The sequence below is a fragment of the Rothia sp. P4278 genome (assembly GCF_048512945.1).
GTDB lineage: Bacteria > Actinomycetota > Actinomycetes > Actinomycetales > Micrococcaceae > Rothia.
The window spans coordinates 432804-456590 of the sequence record NZ_JBLXXU010000002.1; the positions used below are offsets into that span (position 1 = coordinate 432804).

At 54.4% G+C, this 23787-nt stretch carries 17 protein-coding genes and 1 tRNA gene; 8 read left to right on the forward strand and 10 right to left on the reverse strand.

Features of this window, described 5'->3' with window-relative positions:
* Positions 1 to 65: 65 nt before the first annotated feature.
* The 3 genes from ACN085_RS06075 to ACN085_RS06085 form a co-directional block, all read right to left on the reverse strand.
* The gene (locus ACN085_RS06075; protein ID WP_419110912.1) at positions 66 to 1061 is read right to left on the reverse strand and encodes a hypothetical protein; all 996 of its coding nucleotides are present in this window, start codon (positions 1059 to 1061) and stop codon (positions 66 to 68) included.
* A 319-nt stretch (positions 1062 to 1380) separates the two neighbouring features.
* A complete protein-coding gene (locus ACN085_RS06080; protein WP_419110913.1) occupies positions 1381 to 3615 on the reverse strand; it encodes a hypothetical protein in 2235 nt (744 codons plus the stop codon).
* A 2-nt stretch (positions 3616 to 3617) separates the two neighbouring features.
* A complete protein-coding gene (locus tag ACN085_RS06085) occupies positions 3618 to 5639 on the reverse strand; it encodes a CDP-glycerol glycerophosphotransferase family protein (protein WP_419110914.1) in 2022 nt (673 codons plus the stop codon).
* 227 nt (positions 5640 to 5866) lie between these two features.
* Here ACN085_RS06085 and wecC point away from each other — a divergent pair, with 227 nt between their 5' ends.
* A complete protein-coding gene (gene wecC, locus ACN085_RS06090; protein ID WP_419110915.1) occupies positions 5867 to 7120 on the forward strand; it encodes a UDP-N-acetyl-D-mannosamine dehydrogenase in 1254 nt (417 codons plus the stop codon).
* On the opposite strand, the gene wecB is transcribed toward wecC, so the two are convergent.
* From wecB to ACN085_RS06110, 4 genes are all read right to left on the reverse strand, one after another.
* Positions 7076 to 8272 carry a non-hydrolyzing UDP-N-acetylglucosamine 2-epimerase gene (wecB, locus tag ACN085_RS06095; protein WP_419110916.1) on the reverse strand — a complete coding sequence of 399 codons (1197 nt, stop codon included), beginning with the start codon at positions 8270 to 8272 and terminating at the stop codon, positions 7076 to 7078. The genes wecC and wecB overlap by 45 nt on opposite strands.
* 48 nt (positions 8273 to 8320) lie before the next feature.
* A complete protein-coding gene (locus ACN085_RS06100) occupies positions 8321 to 9193 on the reverse strand; it encodes an ABC transporter ATP-binding protein (protein ID WP_419110917.1) in 873 nt (290 codons plus the stop codon).
* A complete protein-coding gene (locus ACN085_RS06105; RefSeq protein WP_419104184.1) occupies positions 9180 to 10094 on the reverse strand; it encodes an ABC transporter permease in 915 nt (304 codons plus the stop codon). Before ACN085_RS06105 ends, ACN085_RS06100 begins: the two co-directional genes overlap by 14 nt.
* A 211-nt stretch (positions 10095 to 10305) precedes the next feature.
* Complete coding sequence (locus ACN085_RS06110; RefSeq protein WP_419110918.1) at positions 10306 to 10989, reverse strand: hypothetical protein; 684 nt, start codon at positions 10987 to 10989, stop codon at positions 10306 to 10308.
* A gap of 165 nt (positions 10990 to 11154) precedes the next feature.
* On the opposite strand from ACN085_RS06110, the gene ACN085_RS06115 reads away from it, so the two are divergent.
* Positions 11155 to 12498: an FAD-binding oxidoreductase gene (locus tag ACN085_RS06115; RefSeq protein WP_419110919.1), complete on the forward strand. Its 1344-nt coding sequence runs from the start codon at positions 11155 to 11157 to the stop codon at positions 12496 to 12498.
* Between the two features lie 19 nt (positions 12499 to 12517).
* Here the strand turns inward: ACN085_RS06115 and ACN085_RS06120 are convergent, their stop codons facing one another.
* Positions 12518 to 13027, reverse strand: a complete 510-nt coding sequence (locus ACN085_RS06120; protein ID WP_419099044.1) for an asparaginase domain-containing protein — start codon at positions 13025 to 13027, stop codon at positions 12518 to 12520.
* A gap of 150 nt (positions 13028 to 13177) precedes the next feature.
* On the opposite strand from ACN085_RS06120, the gene ACN085_RS06125 reads away from it, so the two are divergent.
* On the forward strand, positions 13178 to 14020 hold the full coding sequence (locus ACN085_RS06125; RefSeq protein ID WP_419110920.1) for a sulfurtransferase: 843 nt from the start codon (positions 13178 to 13180) through the stop codon (positions 14018 to 14020).
* Between the two features lie 97 nt (positions 14021 to 14117).
* Here the strand turns inward: ACN085_RS06125 and ACN085_RS06130 are convergent.
* Positions 14118 to 14190, reverse strand: a tRNA-Lys gene (locus ACN085_RS06130).
* A gap of 122 nt (positions 14191 to 14312) precedes the next feature.
* On the opposite strand from ACN085_RS06130, the gene ACN085_RS06135 reads away from it, so the two are divergent.
* Positions 14313 to 15017, forward strand: coding sequence for a histone acetyltransferase (locus tag ACN085_RS06135; RefSeq protein ID WP_419110921.1), 705 nt, complete (start codon positions 14313 to 14315; stop codon positions 15015 to 15017).
* A 156-nt stretch (positions 15018 to 15173) separates the two neighbouring features.
* Here ACN085_RS06135 and ACN085_RS06140 read toward each other — a convergent pair whose 3' ends face one another.
* A complete protein-coding gene (locus ACN085_RS06140; RefSeq protein WP_419110922.1) occupies positions 15174 to 19091 on the reverse strand; it encodes a S8 family serine peptidase in 3918 nt (1305 codons plus the stop codon).
* 493 nt (positions 19092 to 19584) lie between these two features.
* On the opposite strand from ACN085_RS06140, the gene ACN085_RS06145 reads away from it, so the two are divergent.
* The 4 genes from ACN085_RS06145 (at position 19585) to ACN085_RS06160 (ending at position 23782) form a co-directional block, all read left to right on the forward strand.
* Positions 19585 to 20202: a DUF47 domain-containing protein gene (locus ACN085_RS06145; protein ID WP_419110923.1), complete on the forward strand. Its 618-nt coding sequence runs from the start codon at positions 19585 to 19587 to the stop codon at positions 20200 to 20202.
* A complete protein-coding gene (locus ACN085_RS06150; protein WP_419110924.1) occupies positions 20202 to 21212 on the forward strand; it encodes an inorganic phosphate transporter in 1011 nt (336 codons plus the stop codon). Before ACN085_RS06145 ends, ACN085_RS06150 begins: the two co-directional genes overlap by 1 nt.
* A gap of 105 nt (positions 21213 to 21317) precedes the next feature.
* Positions 21318 to 22292, forward strand: a complete 975-nt coding sequence (locus tag ACN085_RS06155; RefSeq protein ID WP_419110925.1) for a glycosyltransferase family 2 protein — start codon at positions 21318 to 21320, stop codon at positions 22290 to 22292.
* Between the two features lie 2 nt (positions 22293 to 22294).
* Positions 22295 to 23782 carry a polysaccharide pyruvyl transferase family protein gene (locus ACN085_RS06160; RefSeq protein WP_419110926.1) on the forward strand — a complete coding sequence of 496 codons (1488 nt, stop codon included), beginning with the start codon at positions 22295 to 22297 and terminating at the stop codon, positions 23780 to 23782.
* The last annotated feature ends 5 nt before the right edge of the window (positions 23783 to 23787 follow it).

A 23787-nucleotide genomic window follows, 5' to 3' on the forward strand; every position in this document is an offset into this window, starting at 1 on the left:
CAAGCTGGTAGAGGTCCCACCTCAGCTACTTCATCGCCATGCCCTACCTCAGCCCGCAGCTACTACTAAACCGCTCGCAAGGTAACGTCCGATGATTTAGCGTCAATGGAAACATGGAGATTCTTGATATCTAGAGGGATTGTTACCACATGACGAAGGTGTAAGAGCCCCTGGTCTGGAACGGTGTGCTTCCTTATGGACTCGCCCACGGTTGAAACCACCTGGCTTCCAGGTGGCGCTTCAACCTCCGCCACCAGCTCCCGTGTAGAACCCGGGACGTTACTCCGAAAAGCACCGTAAGTTATGAGCTCGTTGAAAGGATCGCCGGAGTGGCTGGTTAAGATATCATCACGGTTTTGGGAGCTTTTGTCAGCTACTGAAAGCCCACTACAGGTGAGAACAAGCAACTTACCCTGGTCTCGCAAATCGACAATATGGTCAAGAACCCCCTCAAAAGTCTTGATATCCATACAGTTGGGGCTGTCCAACTTGTTGGAGTGCCACATGAGGACCGTTCCTACCTGCCATTGAGCCACACGCTCTAGCAGTTCTTGGGCCCTTTCTAGGGTGTAAGTATCGAGGCTGTAATGGGTCTGTCCGTCTACAGGAGATCCTGTCAGGCTCCTGTAAAAAGTATTTTTAAAGTAGCCAGAAGCCAAACTGTGATGGGCTAGGACCAAGCGTCCCGCCTCTGTAGCCCAGTTCTGCGGAGTGTGAGAGGGCATAAACCCGTCGAAGGAAATCTGGGCACCACCCGGAGGGGCAAAACAGTCGATAGGGATGCGGGGCATCAAGCTGCGAAGCTGATAGAGCGGCGCAATAAGCTCCCGATAAATGCCCTTACTCCCGGAGGCATCACCATGTGTAGCTCCGTGGTTCCAGATTTCGCCCCCGTACCGAATTGCATGCTTCTGCATCAGGGGGAATTCTTTTTCCTTGATCTGCCCCTTATGGATGTGCGATGAGGTAGTAACGCGAGTATAGGGCAGACCGCGCTCAACGATGAGAGGTAGCACCTTGTGCCGGAAGGCAAAGGGAGCATCATCAAAACGAAGAGCCACCGCCCCTCGACCCTGGGTGCCAATAACCCCTCCTTTGCGTGCCATTAACTGTTGACGCAAAACCTCCCGGGGAGGAGGTTCTGGAGCTTGCATTTTTTCATCTACCCAGAAATTGATCACTCGTTTATAACCCATGGGTTGGTATAACTTTCCTCTATCCTCAAGAGACCAGCAATTCTTAACGCAGCCAAAGCCAGCATGACGACCTTGATGTCATATGCCTAGCTAATCCGCTGAGCGGTTGTAGCATCAAAAAATAGTCGCTGTTTCCTTCATGATCTTTACGATAAGAAACGGCATTCAGGGTTGCAGCATCCAGTTACTTCCGCTTACTTTTCTTCCCCGATTTTCTAATACTATTTTTTCTGGCTGAGAAAGTAGCATCAACTTTTTCCTTAGCCCGTTGACCTTCCTGCCCAGTGGCTACGACGGTATCGCTTGATGTTTGAGCTAGAGCAACTCTCGGGGCAGTCCCAGCCGATAGAGTCGGACTCTGGCTCCTCCCCTGACTCACCTCTTCGGCCTTGAAATGCTCTGGAGCCTTAGGCAATCTCAAGATATTCCCATCAGTCTGGCTGTTGCCTACAGCTTCAAGGCTCTGCATTTCTCTTTGGGCACTCTGCAGAACATTCAAACGGCGTTTTCTAATCCAGTTGCTATAAGGTCTACGGCTGATGTTTAGGTTGCTAGCAGCGTGAACAAGTACCACTTGAACATGCACCCAGTCTGTTTTAACTAGTGCTTTCACCTGGGTAGCATCAAGATTACGGTTATGGAGAACGATCCGGAGGCGCTGACCCTTGAGAGTCATCACACACCGCAGGGCAAATAGGTTGGCAAAAGTCATCTCGTCCTGCGACGCAACGATAATGAGGGTCTTAGTGGGATGGGTTTGCTTGGCCGCCGCTCTAATCTTTGCGATGTTAGTGATGTCATCCACAAAATGGACTTCTACAGTCCTGCCATCAGCCTGAATCGGCTGAGCCACATATTTGAAACGACTATAGGTGGCCCCATTAACTATGGCGTATTCCTTGACGACCCCCTGAGTATCATCCAATATGGGCTGAAACTCTGAAATAAGCTTATTCCTATGCTCCGGTGAGCGTTCAAGATGGTTAGGGAACCGCCCCTTATAGACGGAACCGTCTGCGCCCAAACCAACAATCGTATTGATCGATTCAACCGGGTCATAGGCAGGGATAATTCTTTGGCTTCTGTCAGAATATTTAACAAAGTCATAGGAATGATCCGTTAGCAGAACCCTAAAGACGCTTCTCCCTAGGTTGCCTTCCAGGTACCAATTGATAGGGTCTGTACGGCTAATTCCTGTCTGAATTCTGGCCTGTCCAAAGATAAAGGATTCATCGGAGAAGGTCCGCAGGGTTTCAGCCCTAATCTCCTTGACCGTGGAGACTCCAAGAAAACCTCGCATGATATTGAGAATTGAGGGCAGTGCTGTTCTCGCTACGTCTCCATGCTTGCCGTTGATTCTGTGTTTGGTCAGACCAGGAATATCACGCGCAAACTCGATGAGGGAGTGGTTACTGAGTTCATCAGAATTGGTGTAAAAATAGTCGATTTTCCGACCTTCACGGAAGTATCTTCTTAAAATACTCTCTGGCTGTTCAATATTGTGAATTTCAGGAACCAGGAATAAGTTGTTCCTAAAGAAAGGTTTATTCATATAGTAAGGCAGATTCATCTGCGGAACAGCAACCACCAGCTGAGCACACGGGTATTCCTGGGCATAGTAAATAGCTATTGACCCTCCCTTAGAGGCACCGAAGAGTAGCATATCTCGGTCCTGCAAGTTGTACTCACGCAAAAGCGAATCTATGGCAGATTTGACCCTACTGTAGAGAGGTCGCCCGGCGCTGTCGGTAATCATGTAAGTACCAGAAACCATGTAGCGATCCTGGAAACAGACCATCAGGGTGTCCTTGAGATCTTTATCTGTCAAGGCCTTTAGATAACTGACAGAGTAGGGGATTCTGGTGGTCGATGGCCCAAAACCGGGGAAGGTAATGATGATTTTTCGGGGATTAACTTTATTTCCTCTGAGAGAGTAGAAAACGTCCCCGTGTTGCTCTACACCATACTTGAAGTCATAGTCAGTCTGCTGCTGGGTCGAGAAGGCCCCCTGGCTAATAGCTAACGTGAACGGAGCGTCTATAGACAGGCTAAAGTTCTCAAGCCTACGGGACGAAACAACTATATTTCTATATTCAAGGGGGAAACCTCGGGCAGGCTTTTCAATTTGGTTGCCGTATATGAGCTTATTACCTTGAAAAAGCTTAAATCTCTTGTCAAGGTGATTTTCCCAGTCCTTGATAGTCAGCTTTGCGAAGTACTTACCCTCTGGAAGACGCTCGGATGAGAGACGTCCAAAAATTTCTGAGGAGTTAGTCCGTTCAATCCCGGCAGAGACCAGAGCGCTTCTTCTCGAGAGGGAATAAATCTCCCGGGCGATGCTTCGTGATACGTCAGAGAAAGCAACCTTCTTGGCAGCGTTCCTAATTTTCCTCTTGTATAAAAGTACTCGTTTATTCATTTTTAAAGACTCAGCATCCTTTCGACAATCCGAGAATTAATTTTGGATAGCTCTACACCCTCAAAAAATACTGCTCGTCGCTGTTCATATTTTTGGTCAATCTCTTTGTATTTGCCTGAAATAATGTGGTTGATTATTTGCTGGTGCTGGGTGAAAAGAGGCCCCATCGCATCATCTTCGTAGCTAAGCCGTGCATCGTAAGGCTGATCGTTGAAGAACTCCTCTGCATCCCACTGGTAGTAAGCAATGGGGATTCCTACGAAGGTACCATCAATGACCGCTGAGCTGTAGTCCGTAAAGATAAATTCAGCTGCTGAAATCGCGTCGCTGTAGCTCAAATCCGACAGCTTGACCCTATCTGAGAAATTGAAACAACCAGATCTTTTAGCGGTATTAGGGTGTAGCTGTACTATTAGTTCCTTATCGTTTTCTTCAAGGAATTCTAGCAAATTTTCATCAGTGAAAATATTATTGATTGATTTAAAATAATCTGACTCCATGAACTGCTCTGTAGAGCTGTTTTGCAGATTAAAACGCCATGTTGGCATAAATAGCAGATGCTTAGTCTCCCCTACCTTCTTAGCCAAAGTTTCAAACCTTGGGAGGCCAGAGTTTATCGTCTCTTTGGGAGCAAGAGCTGAGAGGTAGTCATATTCCACCTTGCCCGTAGAAACAAACACATCAAAGAACTTAGATAGAACCCAGTCAGTCATATCGTTGAGCTGCACCCCGTGCTGAAGGTAGACAAAACGTGAATTTGCCAGGCTCTTACCTCTATAGTTGAGTGAGTAGATCTGGGATGAAACGACCAGGTCGGAGATAAGGAACTTCTCGTAAAACTCCTCATTGAATATAGGTATAAGATTGAAACCCAGTGACAGCAGGCGTTCCCAATCCTTGGACTTGGGGTTCAATGCGAAGTATGCGTTATGGTAATTAGGGTAGTTTTTAATAAAGTATGCGTATAAGTGCTCAGCATTATCATCAGCCTGCATTGGGCGATCAAAGAAGATAATTGTTGAGTCAGGGGTTATGGGGCTAGAGTAGAAATCATACGACTTCGGGTTGTTAAAAGATGCCCTTTGCTCTTTAGGAAGATAGGATTTATAGACCTCAACCTCACTCCCAGCAAAATCAAGACTATAGAGCAAGAAATTATCTTCGCCCGGGTTTTTCCGGTTGAATTCTAGATATATATCTGAGTCTGATAGCTGCTTATAGAGATATTGGTCCTGGACGGAGTCTGCAAGCCAGATCAAGAAACCTGTCTCAAATGAATGTAACGCTTCCGAATACTTATAAATCTCATCCAGGCGATAAAAGTTTATTATTTCCTTGAGATGGATGATAGATATATCGGTTGAATTTTTCTGGCGGACCCCCCGCAAGAAAAGTATCACCAACCGAAGTATATACAGTCGCATCTCCAGCGAGCCTGTAGAGGCGACGGGGAGAATTCTCTTTATTCCACGGTTTATCTTCAGACCATTTGCTACCTTAGTAACAGATGAGACAGAGTAACCAGCTTCCAGAGGGGTAATTTTTTCAATACCCCAGTACAGGCGGTAGGCAATGTATAGGGAATGTATATCAATATCGCGAAATACATCTAGAATATGAGATAAACGACTTGTGTTGAAGGCTATGCCGAAGATATCTGTGTCTCGACTGTAGTAATAATCCAAGTCATTTTCTTTGATGATATCGGTCTGGGGTAGCGCGCCAGTATAAATTTTAGGCTCTGCAAGGAATACACTGTTCTGGTTCAGGTACTCAAGCATCTTTTCCAGGTAGTCAGGCCTTATGATGTGGCTCGAGTCCATAAAAATAACATATTTGCTGTCGAGGCTCTGAACCAGTTCACGTAGCCGATGAACATCCAGCTGTTGGTCTACAACCTCGATACTGTAGCTGTTTTCCCACAGCAAGGAAGCACGCATGATATAGCGGTATATCTCTGACTCAGGATCCAACGCTGTGGTTGCTTGCACAACAATTGTGAGAACTTTCCTCTGGTCAGACATAGTCTTCCTTACTCATTGGCTGCTTCGTTTTTTGCATCGAAACCTTATGGGGGTTCTTCCCCAGGCTACGGGGTGGAGTTATCGCCAGTTTAATACTACAGCTCTGCCGCCAAGTAATCTCACGAGCTGCTTGTGGGGTTTAGCCGACATCCACGGTATAAACTACTGCACTGAGGTAAATTAAGTGTAATACCGAAGATTTCTTCTGAAAGTTTTGATAAGTAGTCATGGATTCCCCCACTATTGCCTTCATCGGTCTGGGCTACATTGGCCTGCCGACAGCTGTCGTCCTAGCTCAAAGCGGGGCGCGTGTGATCGGCGTGGACATCAACCCTGCAACCGTTGAGAGCATCAGCAAGGGTCGTGTCACCATTGTGGAGCCTGGTCTTGACCAAGCCCTCACAAGCGCCCTGGCAAGCGGCAACCTGACCGTCACCACCCAAGTTCCCCCGGCAGATACCTACATCATCGCTGTTCCCACCCCCTTTACCGAGCAGAAAGACGGCGACCTCAGCTACATCATGGCCGCCGCTAGTAGTATCGCTGCCCAGCTCAGGGGCGGGGAGCTGATTATTCTTGAATCGACCTCTCCCCCCACAACCACCCAGAAACTGGCCCAGCACATTATCTCGCTGCGCCCCGACCTGGTGGCAGATGGGCAGGAAAACCCCGGGGGGAAACCTGTTATCTACTTTGCCTACTGCCCCGAGCGTATCCTGCCCGGTAAGGCACTCCAAGAGCTGATCAGCAACGACCGGGTAATCGGCGGGCAGACCCCCACCGCTACCCAGCGGGCCCAGCAGATCTACGCACGGTTCTGCACCGGCCAAATCCTAGCCACAGACGATGTCACCGCAGAGATGGTCAAGCTGACCGAGAACTCCTTCAGAGACGTCAATATCGCCTTCGCCAACGAACTGTCGATGATTGCCGCCCAGCTTGGTGTGAACGTGTGGGAGCTGATTGACCTAGCCAACCACCACCCGCGGGTTAACATCCTGCAACCTGGCCCCGGTGTTGGCGGGCACTGCATCGCAGTCGATCCCTGGTTCATTGTTGCCGCCGACCCCCACAATTCGCGGCTGATTAGAACGGCCCGTCAGGTCAACGACTCAAAACCGGGCTGGGTTATTGAGCAGGTCCAGGCAGAAAGCGCCCACCTGGATCGCCCCACCATCGCCGTACTTGGCCTAGCCTTTAAAGCCAACATTGACGATTTGCGGGAATCCCCCGCTCTGGAAATCCTCACGGAGCTGACTCACCAGATTCCGGGGGCACGGTTGCTGGTAGTTGAGCCCCACATCGACCGGCTCCCAGCCCACCTCAGCCAGCTGGGGCAGGTTGAGCTGACAGACTGTGACCCCGCCATAGCCCAGGCGGATCTGGTGCTCCTGCTCGTTGACCACGACCGGTTCAAGCAGGTGCCCGCAAGAGCCTTAGCCGGTAAAGCCGTCATTGACACCAAAGGGCTCTGGCGCTAAACCCACAGCAAACTCCTCGGGTTCACTGTCGGTCAGGCCCAGAAAGAAGCTGAGCGCCTGAACAGTTCGCTCAGCGGCCTTGCCATCACCGTAGGGGTTGGTGGCAACAGCCATGGCCCGATAGGTGTCCTCAGAATCTAGGAGCTTTGAAGCCTCTGCAACGATGTCCTCCTCACCGGTACCGACAAGCAGCACCGTACCAGCCTCAACAGCCTCGGGGCGTTCTGTGGTCTCCCGCAGGACCAGTACCGGCTTACCCAGGCTCGGAGCCTCTTCCTGCAAGCCCCCGGAGTCGGTGAGCACCAGGTAGCTGGCTTCTAGCAGCCAGATAAACTCCTGGTAGTCCAGTGGCTCAATCACCATCAGGTTAGGCAGGTCTTCAAGCAGAGGTAGGATGGTCTGCCGGGTGGCCGGGCTCTTATGGGCGGGAAAGACAAACAGGTCGGTTGGGTAGCTCTGAGCCAAACGGGCCAGGGCACGGCCAATATTTTCCATGGGGCGGCCATAATTTTCCCGGCGGTGGCTGGTGACCACAATAATTCTGCGCCCCGAGTTCAAGACACCCTCAATATCTTGCTGGTTGCTGGGCTGGCCCCTCTCCACCACAGACAGCAAGGCATCGATGACGGAGTTCCCGGTAACCCGGATGTCGCCCTGCCCGACACCTTCATGGAGCAGGTTCCGCCGGGCGCTATCGGTCGGAGCCAGATGAAGCGATGCTATCTGGCTAATAAGCTTACGGTTCCCCTCTTCTGGGAAGGGAGAGGCCAGATCACCCGAACGTAAGCCCGCCTCCATATGCACCACAGGGATCTGCAGGTTAAAAGCCGCCAATGCGCCGTACAGGGCCGAGGTGGTGTCACCCTGGACGATAATAGCCGCAGGCTTCTGCTCTTGAAGAACCCGGTCTAGCCCGCCCATAATCTTCTGGGCAATCTGGTTCAGCCCCTGGCCAGGTTGCATGATGTCCAGCTCATAGTCCGGCCTGATATGGAAGATCTCTTGCACCTGCTCTAGCATGTCCCGGTGCTGGCCGGTGGAAACAACCACCGGGGTAAAGTCAGCTGAGCTTTCAAGGGCTTTAATGATGGGAGCAACCTTGATAGCTTCGGGCCTGGTGCCGTAGATAGTCATAATAGTATGGGGGGACATCGGTTCTTTACCTTGTAATCTGCCGGTGGTGGGGGGATCTGTGACGGTTTAGCGCTCGTCTGTCTCTTCGGGGCTATCCGCAACATACCCCTGTGCTCCCAGAGCTTTGGCCTCAGCAAGGAGCTGGGCGGCTGTTTCCTTGTTTCCCTGAGCTAGGTTGTGAGCAAACCAGCGGTATTTGCGGGCTACCTGGCGGGCGTCACCGTCCATGACGAACTCGCCGTAGTCCAGCCATATAGCGCGGTTGCAGAGCTCTTCAATGGTCTGGGCAGCGTGGGTGACCAGGAAGACCGTTCCAGCCTGGTCGAGGACCTCTTTCATGGCCTGGGCTGAGCGTTCTGCGTAGGCGGCATCACCGGTGGAGAGGGCTTCGTCAACCAGCATGATGCGGGGCTTGGCCGCCAGCGAAATAGCGAAGCGCAGGCGGGCGCCCATGCCCGATGAGTAGGTTCGCATGGGCCGGTCGATAGCGGTACCGATGCCCGCTAGGTCTATGACTTTCTGCATGGCCTCATCAATGTGATTCTTTCTCAACCCCATAGCCAGGCAGCCTAGAATGATGTTCTGCCGCCCGGTTAGCTCCGGGTTAAGGGCTGCGCTCACACCTACAAGAGAAGGCCGAGACGAAGCGTAAACCGTGCCGGTCGTGGGCGATTCAAGGCCGGCAATAACCCTGAGCAGGGTACTCTTGCCCGAGCCATTGCGCCCTACCAGCCCGATGAACTCGCCCTCAAAGGCCGCAAAAGAAAAGGGTTGCAGGGCGTGTACTGTCTCTTGCTTGCGGCGGCCAAAAAGTCCGGCCGATACCTTGTAATCAACGGAAAGATTATTGACCACGATATTCGGTTGCAGGAAGCGGTCATCGTCGTAGGGTTTACCGGGGGCAAAGCTCCCCAGCTTCTCTTGGTTAGCGGAGCTCACGGCCGAACACCTCCTCTGCACGCCAGAAAATGAAGAAGCCCACCAGCAGGGTGCCAACCGTCCAAGCACCTGCACCGGCCCACGATTCAAGTGAGCCCCAGCTGTTGTTGAGTAGGACCTGCCGGTACAGGTCAATAAAAATGTAGACCGGGTTGGCCTGAATTACCTGGGCCAAAACGGGGTGGTTCACGAACCGTTCGATGGGGAAGATAATGCCCGAACCGTACATGAGTACGCGGGTCACAAAGCTCAAGAGCTGTTTAATATCGGGCAGAATAAATGCGTAGCGGGCAATAATCAGCGACAGCCCAAAAAGGAAGACTGAGTTAAGTGCAAAAACCGGGATAAACATGGCCCAGGTCAGTGAGGGGTACTGGTGGGGCGGGATAGCAATAAGACCCACAATCATAACCGCAAGGATAGGGCCCATCTGTAGAGTCTGCCGCACCAGCATCGAGAGCGGTATCGCCATGCGGGGGAAGGAAAAAGCCCTCATCATGGGCTTGCTCTGGTTCATCACGCCGGCAGCGTTATTCATAACGCTTGAGATGTACTGGAACATCAAAACACCGATGATGATGTATGCCGGGTAGTTATCTATACCCCGCGATGCTTTGAGCACTACACCAAAGAGCAGGCCGTAAAAAACGATGTCGAGTAGGGGCTTGACCAGAAGCCAGAGGGTACCGAGCCGGTGCTCGTTGTTCTGGGTCCTGACCTTGGTCCGGGAGTCGTACCAGATATAGCTACGGCGCCCCCAGAGGTCTTTGAGGTAGAGGCTCAGTTTGCTTCGCGCACCAACGGGCACGAGTCGTCCTGACTGGATATAGGGTGCCATATCGATGAGACGATAATCCACCGCCTCACGCGGTTGATAAATGACCCTGCTCGTCTTGCCCATGCTACGTTTCGCTTTTCGATTCCTTGGTAGGGGTGCCGGTTCTTCTTGAACTAGCCTCCGGGGTGTGCCCAAGCATACTGTGCTCCCCTGTCTGACGCTGGCAAATACCAGCGCGCTCACAGGCAGAAGGAGCACATGCTTGGGAGCTTACCCCACCAGTTTACTGGTCGCCTGGCCTTTCAACCCTGCCTAACAGCAAACAGGGCTGCTTTTAGGGGCGAGAAGCAAGGTAGGACTGCTGCTGAACCCACTGCTTGTAGATACGGCTGCGCTGCATGTACTCGTTCGCGGGGCGTTGCCAGAAAAAGCAGAGGGCAGCGATTGCCAGTACAGCAGCCAGAAAACTTACGAGCATGGACCAGTGGAAGAAGACGAACCACAGGATTACACCGAAGACCTCCATAGCAGTCAGTGCGGTGTAGATGGTCAGTACGATACGCGCCCAGTTATGGCCCTTGACCATGAGGTAGGCCATGAAGGCAACCGCACCGTTAATAAGTAGGGAGAAAGATAGCCCTATGACCGTGCCTACCGTTTGTACCTGTGTCTCAAAGGCGTCCTGTGATGCTACCCCATTCTGGAAATCGGTAACGCCCAAGAGAGAGGCAAAACGATCCGCTGCCTGTGCCTGGATCTCCTGGTAGAAGAAGACACCTAACAGCTCAGAGATAATAGATAAGCCCGCCATGAAGTACACCAGAAGAGCCGCAGTTTTAAGTACCTTGGGAACCAGTGGCTTCTCCATGTGTTCGGGGAGCTGCTGGCCATAAGCCTGAGCGTAGCCGGGAGCTGACCCCTGCTGGTACTGCCCAGTATGGGGGGCCTGCTGGTACTGGCCGGTGTACTGGGGCGGCTGAGGCTGATTAGGGTAGGTGTAGTTAGGCTGATCTGACATCGAGTCTGCTCCTTAGCTTCCTTTTCTGCTTGTTCCCTTATTCTCTGGCGGCACCTGCACCGAGGGGCTAGGCCGGACCATGTCATAAAGGTCTGGATATGCGCACAAGCTTCCTCTTAGAACCTACACTAAGAGTGATATAGCTCCAAGAGAGAAAGAACAAAGATGTCCGCACTACTCCAAGAATTAGTTCAGTCCGTTTCCTGTACTGTACTCACTGACCCAACTGACTTTGACCGCTACCCGGAAGATGACTCCGAAGCCACACCCGAGCTACCGCTGGCCGTCCTGCTGGCTGAGTCCACCCAGGATGTTTCTGCCGCCCTGGCCTGGGCCAACCGGCACGGGGTTAAGGTATCGGTCCGCGGTGCCGGTAGCGGGCTAGCGGGTGGGGCAGTTGCTTACGCCGGCGGCCTGGTGCTTTCGGTGGAAAAAATGACTTCCCTGTCTCTTGACCCGCTGGCCCGCCTGGCGGTAGTTGGGGCAGGTGTCATTACAGCTGATCTAGATAGGGCTGCCCAGGAACACGGGCTCTTCTTCCCGCCGGACCCGGCATCGGCGGCTATCTCAACGGTAGGCGGTAACATTGCCACCAACGCCGGCGGACTGCGCTGTCTTGCTCACGGTGTTACCGCTGACTCGGTTGTAGCCCTTGAAGTAGTTCTTGCCGACGGCAGTGTCATTCATACCGGTGCCCGTACAGCTAAAAATGTCACCGGCCTTAACCTGACCCAGCTCTTTGTGGGTTCGGAGGGCACCCTGGGTGTTATTACCCAGGCGACGGTCCGGCTCAAGCCTGTTCCTGAGGGGGAGCCAGCAACCTTCTCCGCACACTTTGATTCGTTTGAAGAGGCCACGGATACCATCATTGCCATTGCCTCCAGCCAGGAGAAGCCCGAAAGCCTGGAACTTGTAGATGCCGAGACAGCGACCATGATTGAGAAGCACCACAGCAGGGGTCTGACCATTCCGAAGGCCGCTATCGTCATGGGTAAAACCACCGGGCCACGTGCCCTAGAACAGGCTCAGGCCTTTGCACAGCGGTGTGCTCAGGGTGGTGCGATTGAGACTGCCGCTCTACCCGGGCTAGATCTCATGGAAACCCGCAGACTGGTTCATTCAGCCACCATTGCAGAGGGCTACCTGGTCTTTGGTGACACTGGCGTACCGCTAGAGAAGCTCTCCCTCTTCGTAGCAAAAATCCGGGAGCTAGAAGCCGAGTACGGCCGTAAAGTCACAATCTCTGCCCATGCAGGGGACGGCAACCTACACCCGGCTGTCTACTCAGCAGATGGGGAGGAAGGCCAGGCACAGGCCCACGAGCTCTTAGACAGAATCGGCCTTGAAGCGCTCAAATTAGGCGGTACCGTCACCGGTGAACACGGCATCGGCTCTCTGAAGATGCAGGGCATGCTCGAACAGCTCAGCCCGGCTACTCTTGCGGCCCAGCGCGCCATTAAGGCGGCGCTGGATCCCAACAATATTCTGACACCGGGCCGGGCTGTCTAGGCCACGCCCCCGGTAGGGTTTAGTTACCCTGGGTGAAGATTCCCCGCGCCTTATCTTTAAGGACTGTGGTCGCGGGGAAGATTCGCCCGCTCATAGCAATGTAGATACCAGGTTCTAAAAGCCCCAGGGCAGTTACCGCTGACCCCAGGTTGAAGCTGGCGTCAGAGGCCCGCATAGAAGCCGGTTGCATGGCCCCGGTGAGCACAACGACCTTGCCCTGTGCCTTTTTGTTCGCTTGCAGGTAGCGAGCAGTCTCGGGCATAGTGTCCGTACCGTGGGTGATCATGACGTGCTGGGTCTCTACCGCTTCGAGAGCGGAGGCAAGAACTGCGCGGTCCCGATCGGTCATGTCCAGGCTGTCGAGTTTCAGCACACTCTGTACCGTGAAGTTGATGTCGCTGAGCACAGGGCCCAGGAGCTCGGGAACGCTGGGCGGGCCAATAATAAGTTCCCCCTCTAGGGAGTAGATTTTATCCACGGTCCCCCCGGTAGTCAGAACGGTAATATGGCTGGGGTGCTGAATAGGCATCTATTGGCTTTCTACTGGTGCTGACGTGCTCTCTTACTCTGGCACGCCTAAGGGGGTTGCGGAATTGCTGGATTAAAGTCTAGTCCACGGTTTTATCTTTTCGGGGCGGTAGTATGGTCCCTAGGATTTTCCACTGAGCAAAGGAACACTATGTCTGTAGCGACTGCACCTCTTAAGCTGACCTTCCCTATCGTAGGGGCACAGTGGCTTGCCGCTCATCTAACGGCACCTAACCTGATTGTTCTGGACGCGTCGGTCGGTGACTTTGCAGGAGCAAGCGAGGGGATCCCCGGTGCCCGCGCTTTCGATATTGACGGTCAATTCAGCGCCTCCCAAGGCGTTCACACCATGCTCAGTGCACCCGAGTTTGAAGACAGGGCACGGGCTCTGGGAATTAACAAGGACTCAGCTTTGGTGGTCTATGACAGGCAGGGCATGTTCTCTGCCGCCCGTGGTTGGTTCATGTTTGTGGCCATGGGTTTTGACAACGTGGCTGTTCTGGACGGCGGCCTACCCGCCTGGGTAGAAGCTGGCTACCAACAGCTCCCTCTAGATCGTGGCCCCTTCGTCCCTGGCTCTTTCCTTGCAGAAGACCGAGAGATTTTCGTGGATGCCCTGACCACCAAGGCCATGGCGGGTCACGATTCAGCACAGGTTATTGATGCCCGCAGCGCTGAGCGTTTTGCCGGCAAGGCACCGGAACCGCGCCCCGGTTTACGGGCCGGGCATATCCCCGGTTCTGTCAATCTACCTTTCACCAGCCTGCTCGATGAACGGGGCAGGTTCCGTCAGCCCGATGAAGTTAAAAAGGCTGTCGATGAGGTTGCCGATGGCAAAGAGCTACTGATTTTCACCTGCGGTTCCGGTGTCACCGCCTGCGTGGATGCCCTGGCCGCCTATGTTTCTGGCTACCAGCAGATTGCCGTCTACGACGGTTCCTGGGCTGAGTACGGGGCAGAAGACCCCGCGGGGGTACGCCCCGTGGAGCGATAAAATGCGTGTTGAAAGCTAACTAGCTCCAGGAACAGGCGCACTACCAGCCCAAGCATAAGAAAACCCCGGTCTTCCTAGGAAGACCGGGGTTTAGCTGTGCGCCCTGTGGGGCTCGAACCCACGACCCACGGATTAAAAGTCCGATGCTCTACCAACTGAGCTAAAGGCGCTCCACTGAGACGAACTCAGCGCTTACCACTATACACGCTGAGCACCGTACCCACAAAACCTTATTCACCTGCTGGGCCATCCGCTCGGCAGGCACCCAGCAACTAGGGCTAAACTAGCAGCTATGTCAGCCGCCCGCTTTCACCGCCCCATCAAGTTCTCCACCGAAAAATTCGAGCGCTTCCAAGGCGACACCAGCCCAGAAGACCTCACAGCCGCCGCCCAAGCCTCCGCCCGCGCTCTTCTTGCCCGCGGCCGGGCTAACGAAGACCCCTCCGTCACCAAACGGCTGGTGCACTTTACCGACGAGTTCGGCATCGAAGCGGTCGCCCAGCTCTGGGCACAAGCTGCACCCGTGACGGTGGCAGGGGCCCTCTGGCGTATCTACGCCCTACGCGGCATCATCCGCGCAAACGCTCAGCTCATGAGCTACTACTACGAGCGCGGTATGCACTCCAACTACCTGGCCCAGGCCCTCGCTGGTGTGCCCTCACCTCCGACTGCCGAAGAAATCTGCTCCACCGTTGATGCCATTCTGGCCGGTGCCTATACCGGTGATTTTGATATAGCGCTGGAACGCTTTGCCGCTTTTTGCCGAGTACTCTCCTTGGGGCAGGACGATATTGCCCTAGAACTAAGGCACGGACAGTCGCTTACCGACCACGGTCACAGGCACAGCGCAGATCCTCTCCATCTGCCCTCCCCCGAGGTCAAAGCCGAAGGGGCAAGCCGAGCTCAGCGGCTCCGCACCGCGGCCCGCAAGCTCCTGGGTACGGCAGGGGAACTTGAAGAAGCCGCTGCGCTCTGGCGGGCGGGCACCCTCGACTAGCCGTTCGCCCTACCTTGTAGGCAATAGCTTCTGCCTGGCTTACTTTCTGGGCACGGCAAAGGGCCCCGGTCCACTATTTCTAGCGGGCCGGGACCCCTCACCTATCTACCTGCTGGGGTGCCGGTAAAAGTTTTACCGGCTAGCCCCTAGGCGGCCTTAGCGGCTTACTACGTTCTGGTCGTAACGGTAGATGAAGGCTGCCATAGCATCACGGGCAATCGGGGTGACGGGGCGGAAGCTACCGTCCTCCCAGCCGGTGGTGATGCCAACCGAGTTCAGCCAGGAGATTTCCTTGTAGAACTGGTCACCGGGCTTCACATCGCTGAACTTAGAATCAGCCGGTGCCGCGTAGGCAGGTTCCCCGGCCATGCGGTAGAAGAAGGCTGCCATAGCGTCACGGTTGACGTTAGCCTGGGGGCGGAAGGTGCCATCGGGGTAACCGGTGGTGATACCCATATCGTGCATCCAGGCGATTTCCTTGTAGAACTGATGGCTGGTAGGTACATCAGAGAAAGGTGATTCGCTGGGTGCGGTGTACTGGGGTGAGCCAGCCATACGGTAGAAGAAGGCTGCCATAGCGCCGCGCTCAACCTTGTTCAGCGGGCGGAAAGTGCCATCGGGGTAACCGGTGGTGATCTTCTGGTCAGCCAGCCAAGAGATTTCCTTGTAGAACTGGTCGCCGGGCTTCACATCGGTGAAACGGGGCTTGCCCTCAACTACGGAGGGGCTAGTCTCGGTGACGTTGAGGACCTCAGCCTTAGCGCCATCTTCACCGCTCTTGGTGCCGGTTAGGTCACCGCTGGCGTTGTGGAAGTGCAGGAGCAAGGCCTCATTGTTTGTAGCGCTACCGGGACCCTGGCGGTCTACGGTGATGTCGGCATCGGGTGCATCGACAAACAGGCCCTGGGCATCTGAGCTCTTACCAGAGAAAGTGAGCTCAGGTGAGTAGGGGTTGTAGCTAATCCAGTCGGTCTGGTCCACGGTGGATGGTTCGTACCAGGAGTAGGTAGAGACAGAATAGCGCAGGTTCTTGGCCTTAGCTTCATCCAAACCAATAGCCGACAGTTTAACAGGTAGCGCCATGACGTTGCTATCGAAGGTGTTGGTATCAACATCACCTAAGGCTCCGTTAAGGGGCTGAACATCCAGCAGAGTCAGCTGACCCTTATCGTAGCCGGTGGTGTAAACCAGCGGATAGTCCAGGCCGGGGAGGCGCTGTGTCATCACAACGTAGTCAGCACGGTTATCACCGTCCAGATCGATTCCCACTTCTACTGCTGTAGTCGGAGTGAGGTTTTCCCAGTTAGCCCAGGTTGAAAGGCCGATGGTCATGATGCCGTCCTTGGCTACATCTCCGCCGGAGGCCTCGAGCTCAGGAACGTTGCTGTAAGCGCCCACGTACTGCAGGTCAACGCGCTGGCTGGTCAGAGCACCAAGACGTGAGCTCTGAATACGGTCGCTCTTAGCGCCCAGCTGATAGGCACCAACCAGGGAGGTGTAACCGCCCTGATCTACAGGGCTACCTTCAAGGTCGATCTTTGCTTGGCTTGCATCGTTAGCAAATTCAATGCTTGAGGATGCAGCCTTCATATCAGCAACAGGCTTAGGAGCGATCTGAATAGGCAGACGGGTCTGCTGATCACCTTCAGTCAGGAGCAGGCGACCTGACTCAATGCTCAGATACTGGCGGGCAAAATCAAGCTGTTCAGCTCTACTTGCCGGGTCAAGTGTCTTAGCCAGCTGAGCAGGATCAACAGTCACAGTCACAGTTACCTGTGCCTTCTGGCCGGGCTGAACGGTGACGCTACCGGGGGTAGAGACAGTGACACCGGGAGTCTTTGAGGAAGCCTCGAAGGACAGTGCGTAGGTGTGAGCTACTGAGTCGTAGTTTTCTACGGTCAGGTCGCGGGTGTAGCTCTGAACACCGGCCGTGGGGAGGACCTCAACCACACCAAAGCTCTCGGAAACCTGCGCGGGGGTGTCTGAGTTATAGACCAGCACATTCTGGTTGACGGCCTGGAGAGCATCAACGCGGCCGGAGCCTACACGCTCAACGGACTGGACAGCACCGTCAGCGGTTTTCAGGTCGTGAACAGCAGAGTTCATGATCGCGGCCTTGACCTGGGGAGCTGAGTAGTTCTGGTGAGCCTGGTAGACCAGAGCGGCGATACCGGCTACGTGGGGGCTAGCCATTGAAGTTCCGGTGAAAATAGCCTTACCGTTACCGCTACCCACGGCTGCTGAGCCAATGTTGGTACCGGGGGCGGCAACATCGGGCTTGGTGAAGCCCTGGGAGCCGTGAACGCCCCTACCTGAGGATTCATTGACCCGGTCAAACTGCTCTGAGTCTACAACCAGAGAACCCACCCAGTCGCTTTGGAGCTTAATTTTTAGGTTGCCGGCCTGGGCTGCCGGGCGAACTTTCTCGGCATCACTCTTGCTGAGGCGGATACCGGGGATTGTTGCGTTACCGGCAATGCCGATATTTTCGATCTCCAGGTTAGAAGCCAGGACAACGCCCTTGGCTCCTGCCTTCTCTAGGTTGTCGAAACGGACCTTAGAGCCGCAGGGGAAGGTCTCGAAGTTATCGGTCCAATCAATAAAGACCCACTTGCCACCAAAATCAGTGCCTGCGGGGAATGCGTCACAGGCAAACTTGTTATTCTCGGGCGCTGCGACAACGGTGCCGCTAAGCTCTTCCTCAGAAGCAGCGGCATAATCGAAACTAACCGAGTAGGAGCCCTTTACCTGGCCAGCAAGGTCACTAGGAGCCGTTACCTCTGCCTTATCCACATAGGTAGTCGAACCAATCGAGTTGGCTACCGCCAGGGCGGATACAGCGTTTGCTGGGTTACCGGAGACAGAGTAGGTGTCCCCATTACCCTTAGCTGCTGAAGAGTTACCGGCGGCGACAACGCTTAGAATTCCATAGCGGGTCAGAGCATCAACCATGGCGTTCTCAGGGTCATCAATGGCACCAAAGTCGGAGCCCAGTGACATGTTGACCACATCAACACGGTCATCGTATTTACCGTCGCCGTTAGGGTCCAATGCTCGGTCAAGAGCCAGGCCCGTCAGATCGGTTGAGCCCTCACAGCCAAAGACACGCAGCCCAACAAGTTGAGCACCGGGAGCGGTGCCAGCACCGATCTTCATATCGCGCATCTGGTCTTCTGTGATCTTGGTGTAGTCACCCTTGAAGGTGCTACCGTCGGGGTTGACCGCGTAACCAGCTGCAGTGCCAGCAACGTGGGTACCGTGACCGGCGGCCTTGCAGTCTAGGGGGTTACCGTCTGGCTGAGGGACGCGAGTTTTACTGCCGTAGTCATCACCAGCTAGGTCATAACCGCCAATAAATTTCTCGGGGTCGTAGAGGCCAGAATCTGCCGCTGGCATCTCGCTCGAAGCTGAAGCCTTAGCGTAAGCCTCGCTGGTACCGGGACCACCAAACTGGGTGTGGGTGTAATCGATACCGGTATCGATCACAGCGATCTTGACACCTTCACCGGTGAAACCGGTCTGTTGCCAGGAGGCAATGGCCTTGGTATCAATGGCTGAGCCGACATTTGAAGGGTACTTGGCAACGATGGGGGAAATCTTAACTACATCACTACGCGAGGCAAGCTCACGAATCTTAGCGGCGTCACCGCGCAAGGCAACACCGCGTACGGTGTTGTGGGCAGTGTAAATAACATCTGCACCTGCGGCAGCTGCAGCTGACTGACCCTGCTTTTCAACAGCTGCGGCAATAGCCTGCACCTGCGCCTGAGCGTCAACGGCAGTTGCCTGCTCACCCTGCAGAACAGAGTCCGGCTGAGTACTCTCGTAAGCTCCCTTACCGCGGAACTGGACGAAGACGCTCACCTGGCCTTCAGCGGCCTGCATGGAGGGACTAATAACCTGGTCGCCAATCTGATGGCCAGATTGCACCATATCGTCTACCGAGCCCTGGAAGAGCCGGGCATCTTCTAGGGCACTTGCTGCGGGCAGACCCAAAGTTAGGGCCATACCCAAGCCCAGGACAGATGCCACGCTGGCGCGAGCTACCTTCTTGGGTGTGTATTTTTCATTCATTGAAGGATTCCTTTGAATCAGTGATTCACGGTGTGTAAAAGTGCGAGCGTACAATAACAATGTCGTACATCACATTCTTAGTCAATAGTAACCCAGCTTATTACCCAAATATTTAGCCCCCGCCACACACTGGTGACACAGGAGAGAAGAACTTGCACTAAGCGGCCGCTTCTGCTTTCACTAGAGGCCCCACAAAGACCCCGTACACAGCTTGACAGAGGCACCGCAGAGGAGAAAGATGTATTACAAGATGTCAGGCTGCTAAGGTAGCCCCGGGCTCCAAATCTTTAGCCGCTTCGAGCGGCCTACCGCCGAGAGGCGCTCCCAGCCTGGCATCCCTCAACTTTCATACGGCTTAGGCCGGGCACCACCCTCTTGGGCTGGCTGTCCGGCTTTTGCGTGCCCAAGGGTAGCGCCACCCCAGCATTTGTTAACTTTCTGGCGGTACCATAAGCACAAGCAGACCAGACAGCATCATCAGGAGAAACGGCAAATGCTCCAGCGCATGTTCCCCCAAGAAAACACTTCGCTAAAAGCCCTTGCCGGCCTCTCCGAACAGGTCTCAGCTTCCGCTGCCCTGCTCTCCGAAATGGTGGGTTCCCCCGAAGGCCGCTACCCCGAACTGCTCGAAAGAACACTCACCCACGAAGCTGAAACACTCGACATGCTTCTAGCAACCATGACAGCGGTCCGTAGCTCCTTCTCCACACCTATTGCCCGCGAAGATATCTACGCACTCGCTGTTTCTCTCAACACCGCCGTTGAAAAGCTCACCTCCGCCGCAAATATTCTTCACCTCTACGGCATTGTCAGGTTCTCTCCTAAGGCCGCGACCCTTCTTGACCTCATTCAGCGTCAGGCCGTACTCACCACAGGCATCATCCCCAAACTCAGCACCCTGCGCGATATGGACAACTACTGGATAACCATGCTCCGCATCACCAAACAGGCCGTAAGAATCGCGGAGGAGTACGATGCCGATATCCAGGGCCGCTACAAGCAGAGCCGCTATCTGCAAACTAGGCGGTTTATCCATAAGTTGGTTGAAGCCTCCGAAGCCATGCGCACCGTCGCCACAGAAATCGGTCGTATCATCGTTCAGGAATCCTAGTGACCCTGCTTCTCTTCGCCCTTAGCTGTATAGCCCTCATCGGCTTCACCTTTGTGACAGGTTTTCACGATGCTCCCAACGCAACAGCGATCCCCGTCAAGACACGAGCGCTCACACCCAAGGTAGCTTTACGCACTAGCGCCCTCTTTAACTTTCTGGGCATGGCCCTCACCGGCCTTGCTCTGGGATCGGTGACAACACACTGGCTTACTGTTCCCCAGGGCAAGACCGGCCTGGGCATGATCCTGGCAACCCTCACCGCCGCAGTCATGTGGGGGCTCATCACCTGGTGGTTCCGTATGCCCTCGTCCTCAACCCACGCGCTCATCAGTGGCCTTGCGGGGGCTGCCTGGGCAGCACAAACAGTAGGGCTTGGCCGTTTTAACCCCTTTTCTGAACCGCTCACCACCTTCCTCATCATTCCCCTGATCCTGGTTCCCCTTGTCCTTTTCTGTTTCTCCTGGGCCGCTGTTTTCCCTTTCTACGGGTTACTTCAAGGCACCTACCCCGCCACCGTCAACAGATTCTCCCGTATTATCCTGTCCCTGGCGAACTCCCTTATATCCCTGGTGCACGGCGTACAAACGGGGCAGCGAGCTGTGGTGATATACGCGGTTCTACTCCTCTCGGCAGGGCTGGATGTCGCTCCAACGACCTACGTTATATCGGCGATTTTCCTGGCCATGGTGTTGGGCCTGGGCACGGCCCGCGGAAGCTCCCGTATCGGCTACACCTTCGCTCACCAGATGGTCAGAGTTGACCCCCTGCGAGGGGCTATCGCCCAAAGCTCCACCGCTTTAGCGCTCGTGCTTCTGCAGTTCTTCCTGAACACTCCGGTATCGTCCTCCCACCTATCAGCATCGGCAGTTCTAGGCTCCGGGGTTAACCAGCGGTTCGCAGCAGTGCGTCTCAAAATTGTTGTGCGCATTATTTTCACATGGGTCATCACTCTGCCGGCCTGCTTCATACTCTCAGCAGTTTTGTTCTTGGCTCTCTCACCCCTGCTTTAGCTCAGGGTCTTTCCCCATAAACAGGTGCAAACCCCAACATCGCGGAGTCAGTCACCATTCGATATATTGGGAAGAGAACCTCGCCCCAAACAAGCTGAAAGTGCCATGCCAAAAGTTGCAATTATCGTTCGCACCAAAGATCGGCCTCTCTTTCTGAGGAGAGCGCTAGCTAATATCGCCGAACAGACCTACACGGACTACACGGTGGCAGTCGTTAACGACGGTGGGGACTGTAAAGTCGTAGAGCAACTGGTGGCAGAAGCTCAGGGCCTTAGGGAGGTCCAGGTCATCCATTCGGGCTCATCAAAGGGTATGGAGGCCGCATCTAATCTGGGCATCAAAGCCACAGAATCGACCTATATAGCCATTCATGACGATGATGACCTCTGGGAACCAACTTTCCTGGAAACTACCGTAGCGGCCCTGGAAGAAACCGACGGGCAGATAGTCACCGTACGCACTGATGAATATTTCGAACGTATCACCGATCAGGGCACCTTAGAATTCATCGAATCACGGCCTTTCTGGGGTTCCCTCAACGACATCACGATTCAAGACCTCATGCGTATCAACCGAGCTGTCCCCATCTCTATCCTCTACCGCCGGAGTCTGCACGAAGAGCTAGGTTACTACGACGAATCCTTACCCGTCACCGGAGACTGGGAGTTCAATATCCGGGTAGCCTCCCGCTACCCGGTACACTTTATCGACCAGAACCTCGCTCACTGGTCCAAGAGGCCCCAAGCAGATGGTTCTAATGCCAACAGCATCCATGCAGGGCAGATACTCCACGATATCTTCGACGGGCAGGTTCGTGCGCGGGCTATCCGCGAAGACCTCTCACAGCAGGGTCGGTTAGGCTCCTACCTCTTCCAGGCACACCTAGCAAATCAAGTCGATGGCAGAGTAGGGCATAATATTGATTTGACCAACCGTGTCCTTGACGAGCTGGCAGCTATCAACAGTAAGCTGGACCGGTTAGAAGAAATAACCCGTACCACCACAGAGCAGCTTAACCGCATCGAGCGGGCGCTCTCGCTCAAATCCCGCCTGGCTCGCCTGGTGAAAGGAACCCGCTAACCATGCCACGTATTCTTGTGCTCGCCGATCTAGGGCAGGTTCAGTACCATGTGGGAGACGAGGCTATGGGCATTGCAGCCGCTGACGAGCTGACCCGCCGTGGGTTCGATGTTGTCATCGCAACCCGTGACGTCGAACATTCCAGGCAATATATTGGGTCCGCAAGCGACTATATGGCAACTCTGCAGGTACCCTGGCCCCCTGCTGAACGTGAGCTTTATATTGCTGAGCTCCGCGCTCATTTAGCAGGTGCACCAGCACGGTCAGAAATCACAGATTTTGTGCGGAATGTATCAGCAGTAGACGGCATAGTTATAGCTGGTGGCGGCAATATGAACTCCACCTATGGCTGGCTACTCTACGAGCGGGTTGCCTATGCTCTGATCGCTCAGGCCTATCAAATACCCCTGGTTATTTCGGGTCAGTCTCTGGGACCGGTTCTTACCGAAGCCGATGCAAAGGTTCTGCACGAGATGCTCGATATAGCCCAGCTCGTTGGCCTGCGCGAATCTAGCTCCTACAGCTGGGCCCTGTCCCGCGGTCTTAAAGCTAACCTCATCGCAGATGACGCTACTTTCTACCAGCATAAGCAACGTTCCCTACCCGGACGCCCGATTGTTGATTTGCCCGAGAACTATATCTGTGCCACCTTCAACGGCTTGAACTCCGGGCAGTCCCGGATAATCGGTCAGATTCTGGACGATATGCACCGCCAGTACGGCCTAGGTACCGTCTTCCTGCCCCATATGGGCCAGCCCCAGCAGGAGCAACAGGGCGATGTAGCGGTTCACCGAGAGATTGCCTCACACATGTTCTCGAACCCAATTGAGCTACCGGTCGTCCATGCAGACGACGCCGTCCAGGTACACAGGGGAGCTTACATCGGTTTTTCGACCCGCTACCACCCCGGGGTATTTTCCCTCTCAGCGGGTATTCCTTTCGTAGCCCTGCTACCCGATGCTTTTACCGACATGCGGGTACGAGGAATGATGAGCCAGTACGGTGCAGAGAACTACGCTATACCCCTGGCCCTCTTAAACTCAGCAGCCCCCCTTGAGGCACTGCACGAGGTAGTTCAGCTACGCCCTGAGCTTTCTGCAAGCCTGCAAGCACGCACAAACCGCCTGAGTGCTTTCTCAGCTCAGTGGTGGGATGCCGTATCCACTGTCTTAACCCACAAGAGTAGCCATCTGGCCCCAACTATCCAAAATCTAGACAGTACTCCCACGCTTTTTACCGGTGAATGGAATCTCACTAATCTGCTGGTTCGTGACGATATTGCCGAGATTTCGCTGGCAGCCTCCCTAGCTCGCGCTGAAAGTGACCGAGCGCTTTCCTGGGACTACCAGCGTCTGCTCCAGCGCGACCGTGCCCAAGCCCGCGCCGATGAACTCGAGCGTAGGAACGCGGAGCTGGCTGATTCTCTGATTGAGGCAGAAGAAAACGCCACTCTACGCGGCTGGGTACGCCGCAAGATGCGCGGAGAGTAAAAAAG

Coding starts and splice junctions, on each gene's coding strand:
- ACN085_RS06080 (WP_419110913.1), bottom strand. CDS start 3,615: ATGAATAAACGAGTACTTTTATACAAGAGGAAAATTAGGAACGCTGCC.
- ACN085_RS06085 (WP_419110914.1), bottom strand. CDS start 5,639: ATGTCTGACCAGAGGAAAGTTCTCACAATTGTTGTGCAAGCAACCACA.
- wecC (WP_419110915.1), top strand. CDS start 5,867: ATGGATTCCCCCACTATTGCCTTCATCGGTCTGGGCTACATTGGCCTG.
- wecB (WP_419110916.1), bottom strand. CDS start 8,272: ATGTCCCCCCATACTATTATGACTATCTACGGCACCAGGCCCGAAGCT.
- ACN085_RS06105 (WP_419104184.1), bottom strand. CDS start 10,094: ATGGGCAAGACGAGCAGGGTCATTTATCAACCGCGTGAGGCGGTGGAT.
- ACN085_RS06110 (WP_419110918.1), bottom strand. CDS start 10,989: ATGTCAGATCAGCCTAACTACACCTACCCTAATCAGCCTCAGCCGCCC.
- ACN085_RS06115 (WP_419110919.1), top strand. CDS start 11,155: ATGTCCGCACTACTCCAAGAATTAGTTCAGTCCGTTTCCTGTACTGTA.
- ACN085_RS06120 (WP_419099044.1), bottom strand. CDS start 13,027: ATGCCTATTCAGCACCCCAGCCATATTACCGTTCTGACTACCGGGGGG.
- ACN085_RS06125 (WP_419110920.1), top strand. CDS start 13,178: ATGTCTGTAGCGACTGCACCTCTTAAGCTGACCTTCCCTATCGTAGGG.
- ACN085_RS06135 (WP_419110921.1), top strand. CDS start 14,313: ATGTCAGCCGCCCGCTTTCACCGCCCCATCAAGTTCTCCACCGAAAAA.
- ACN085_RS06140 (WP_419110922.1), bottom strand. CDS start 19,091: ATGAATGAAAAATACACACCCAAGAAGGTAGCTCGCGCCAGCGTGGCA.
- ACN085_RS06145 (WP_419110923.1), top strand. CDS start 19,585: ATGCTCCAGCGCATGTTCCCCCAAGAAAACACTTCGCTAAAAGCCCTT.
- ACN085_RS06155 (WP_419110925.1), top strand. CDS start 21,318: ATGCCAAAAGTTGCAATTATCGTTCGCACCAAAGATCGGCCTCTCTTT.
- ACN085_RS06160 (WP_419110926.1), top strand. CDS start 22,295: ATGCCACGTATTCTTGTGCTCGCCGATCTAGGGCAGGTTCAGTACCAT.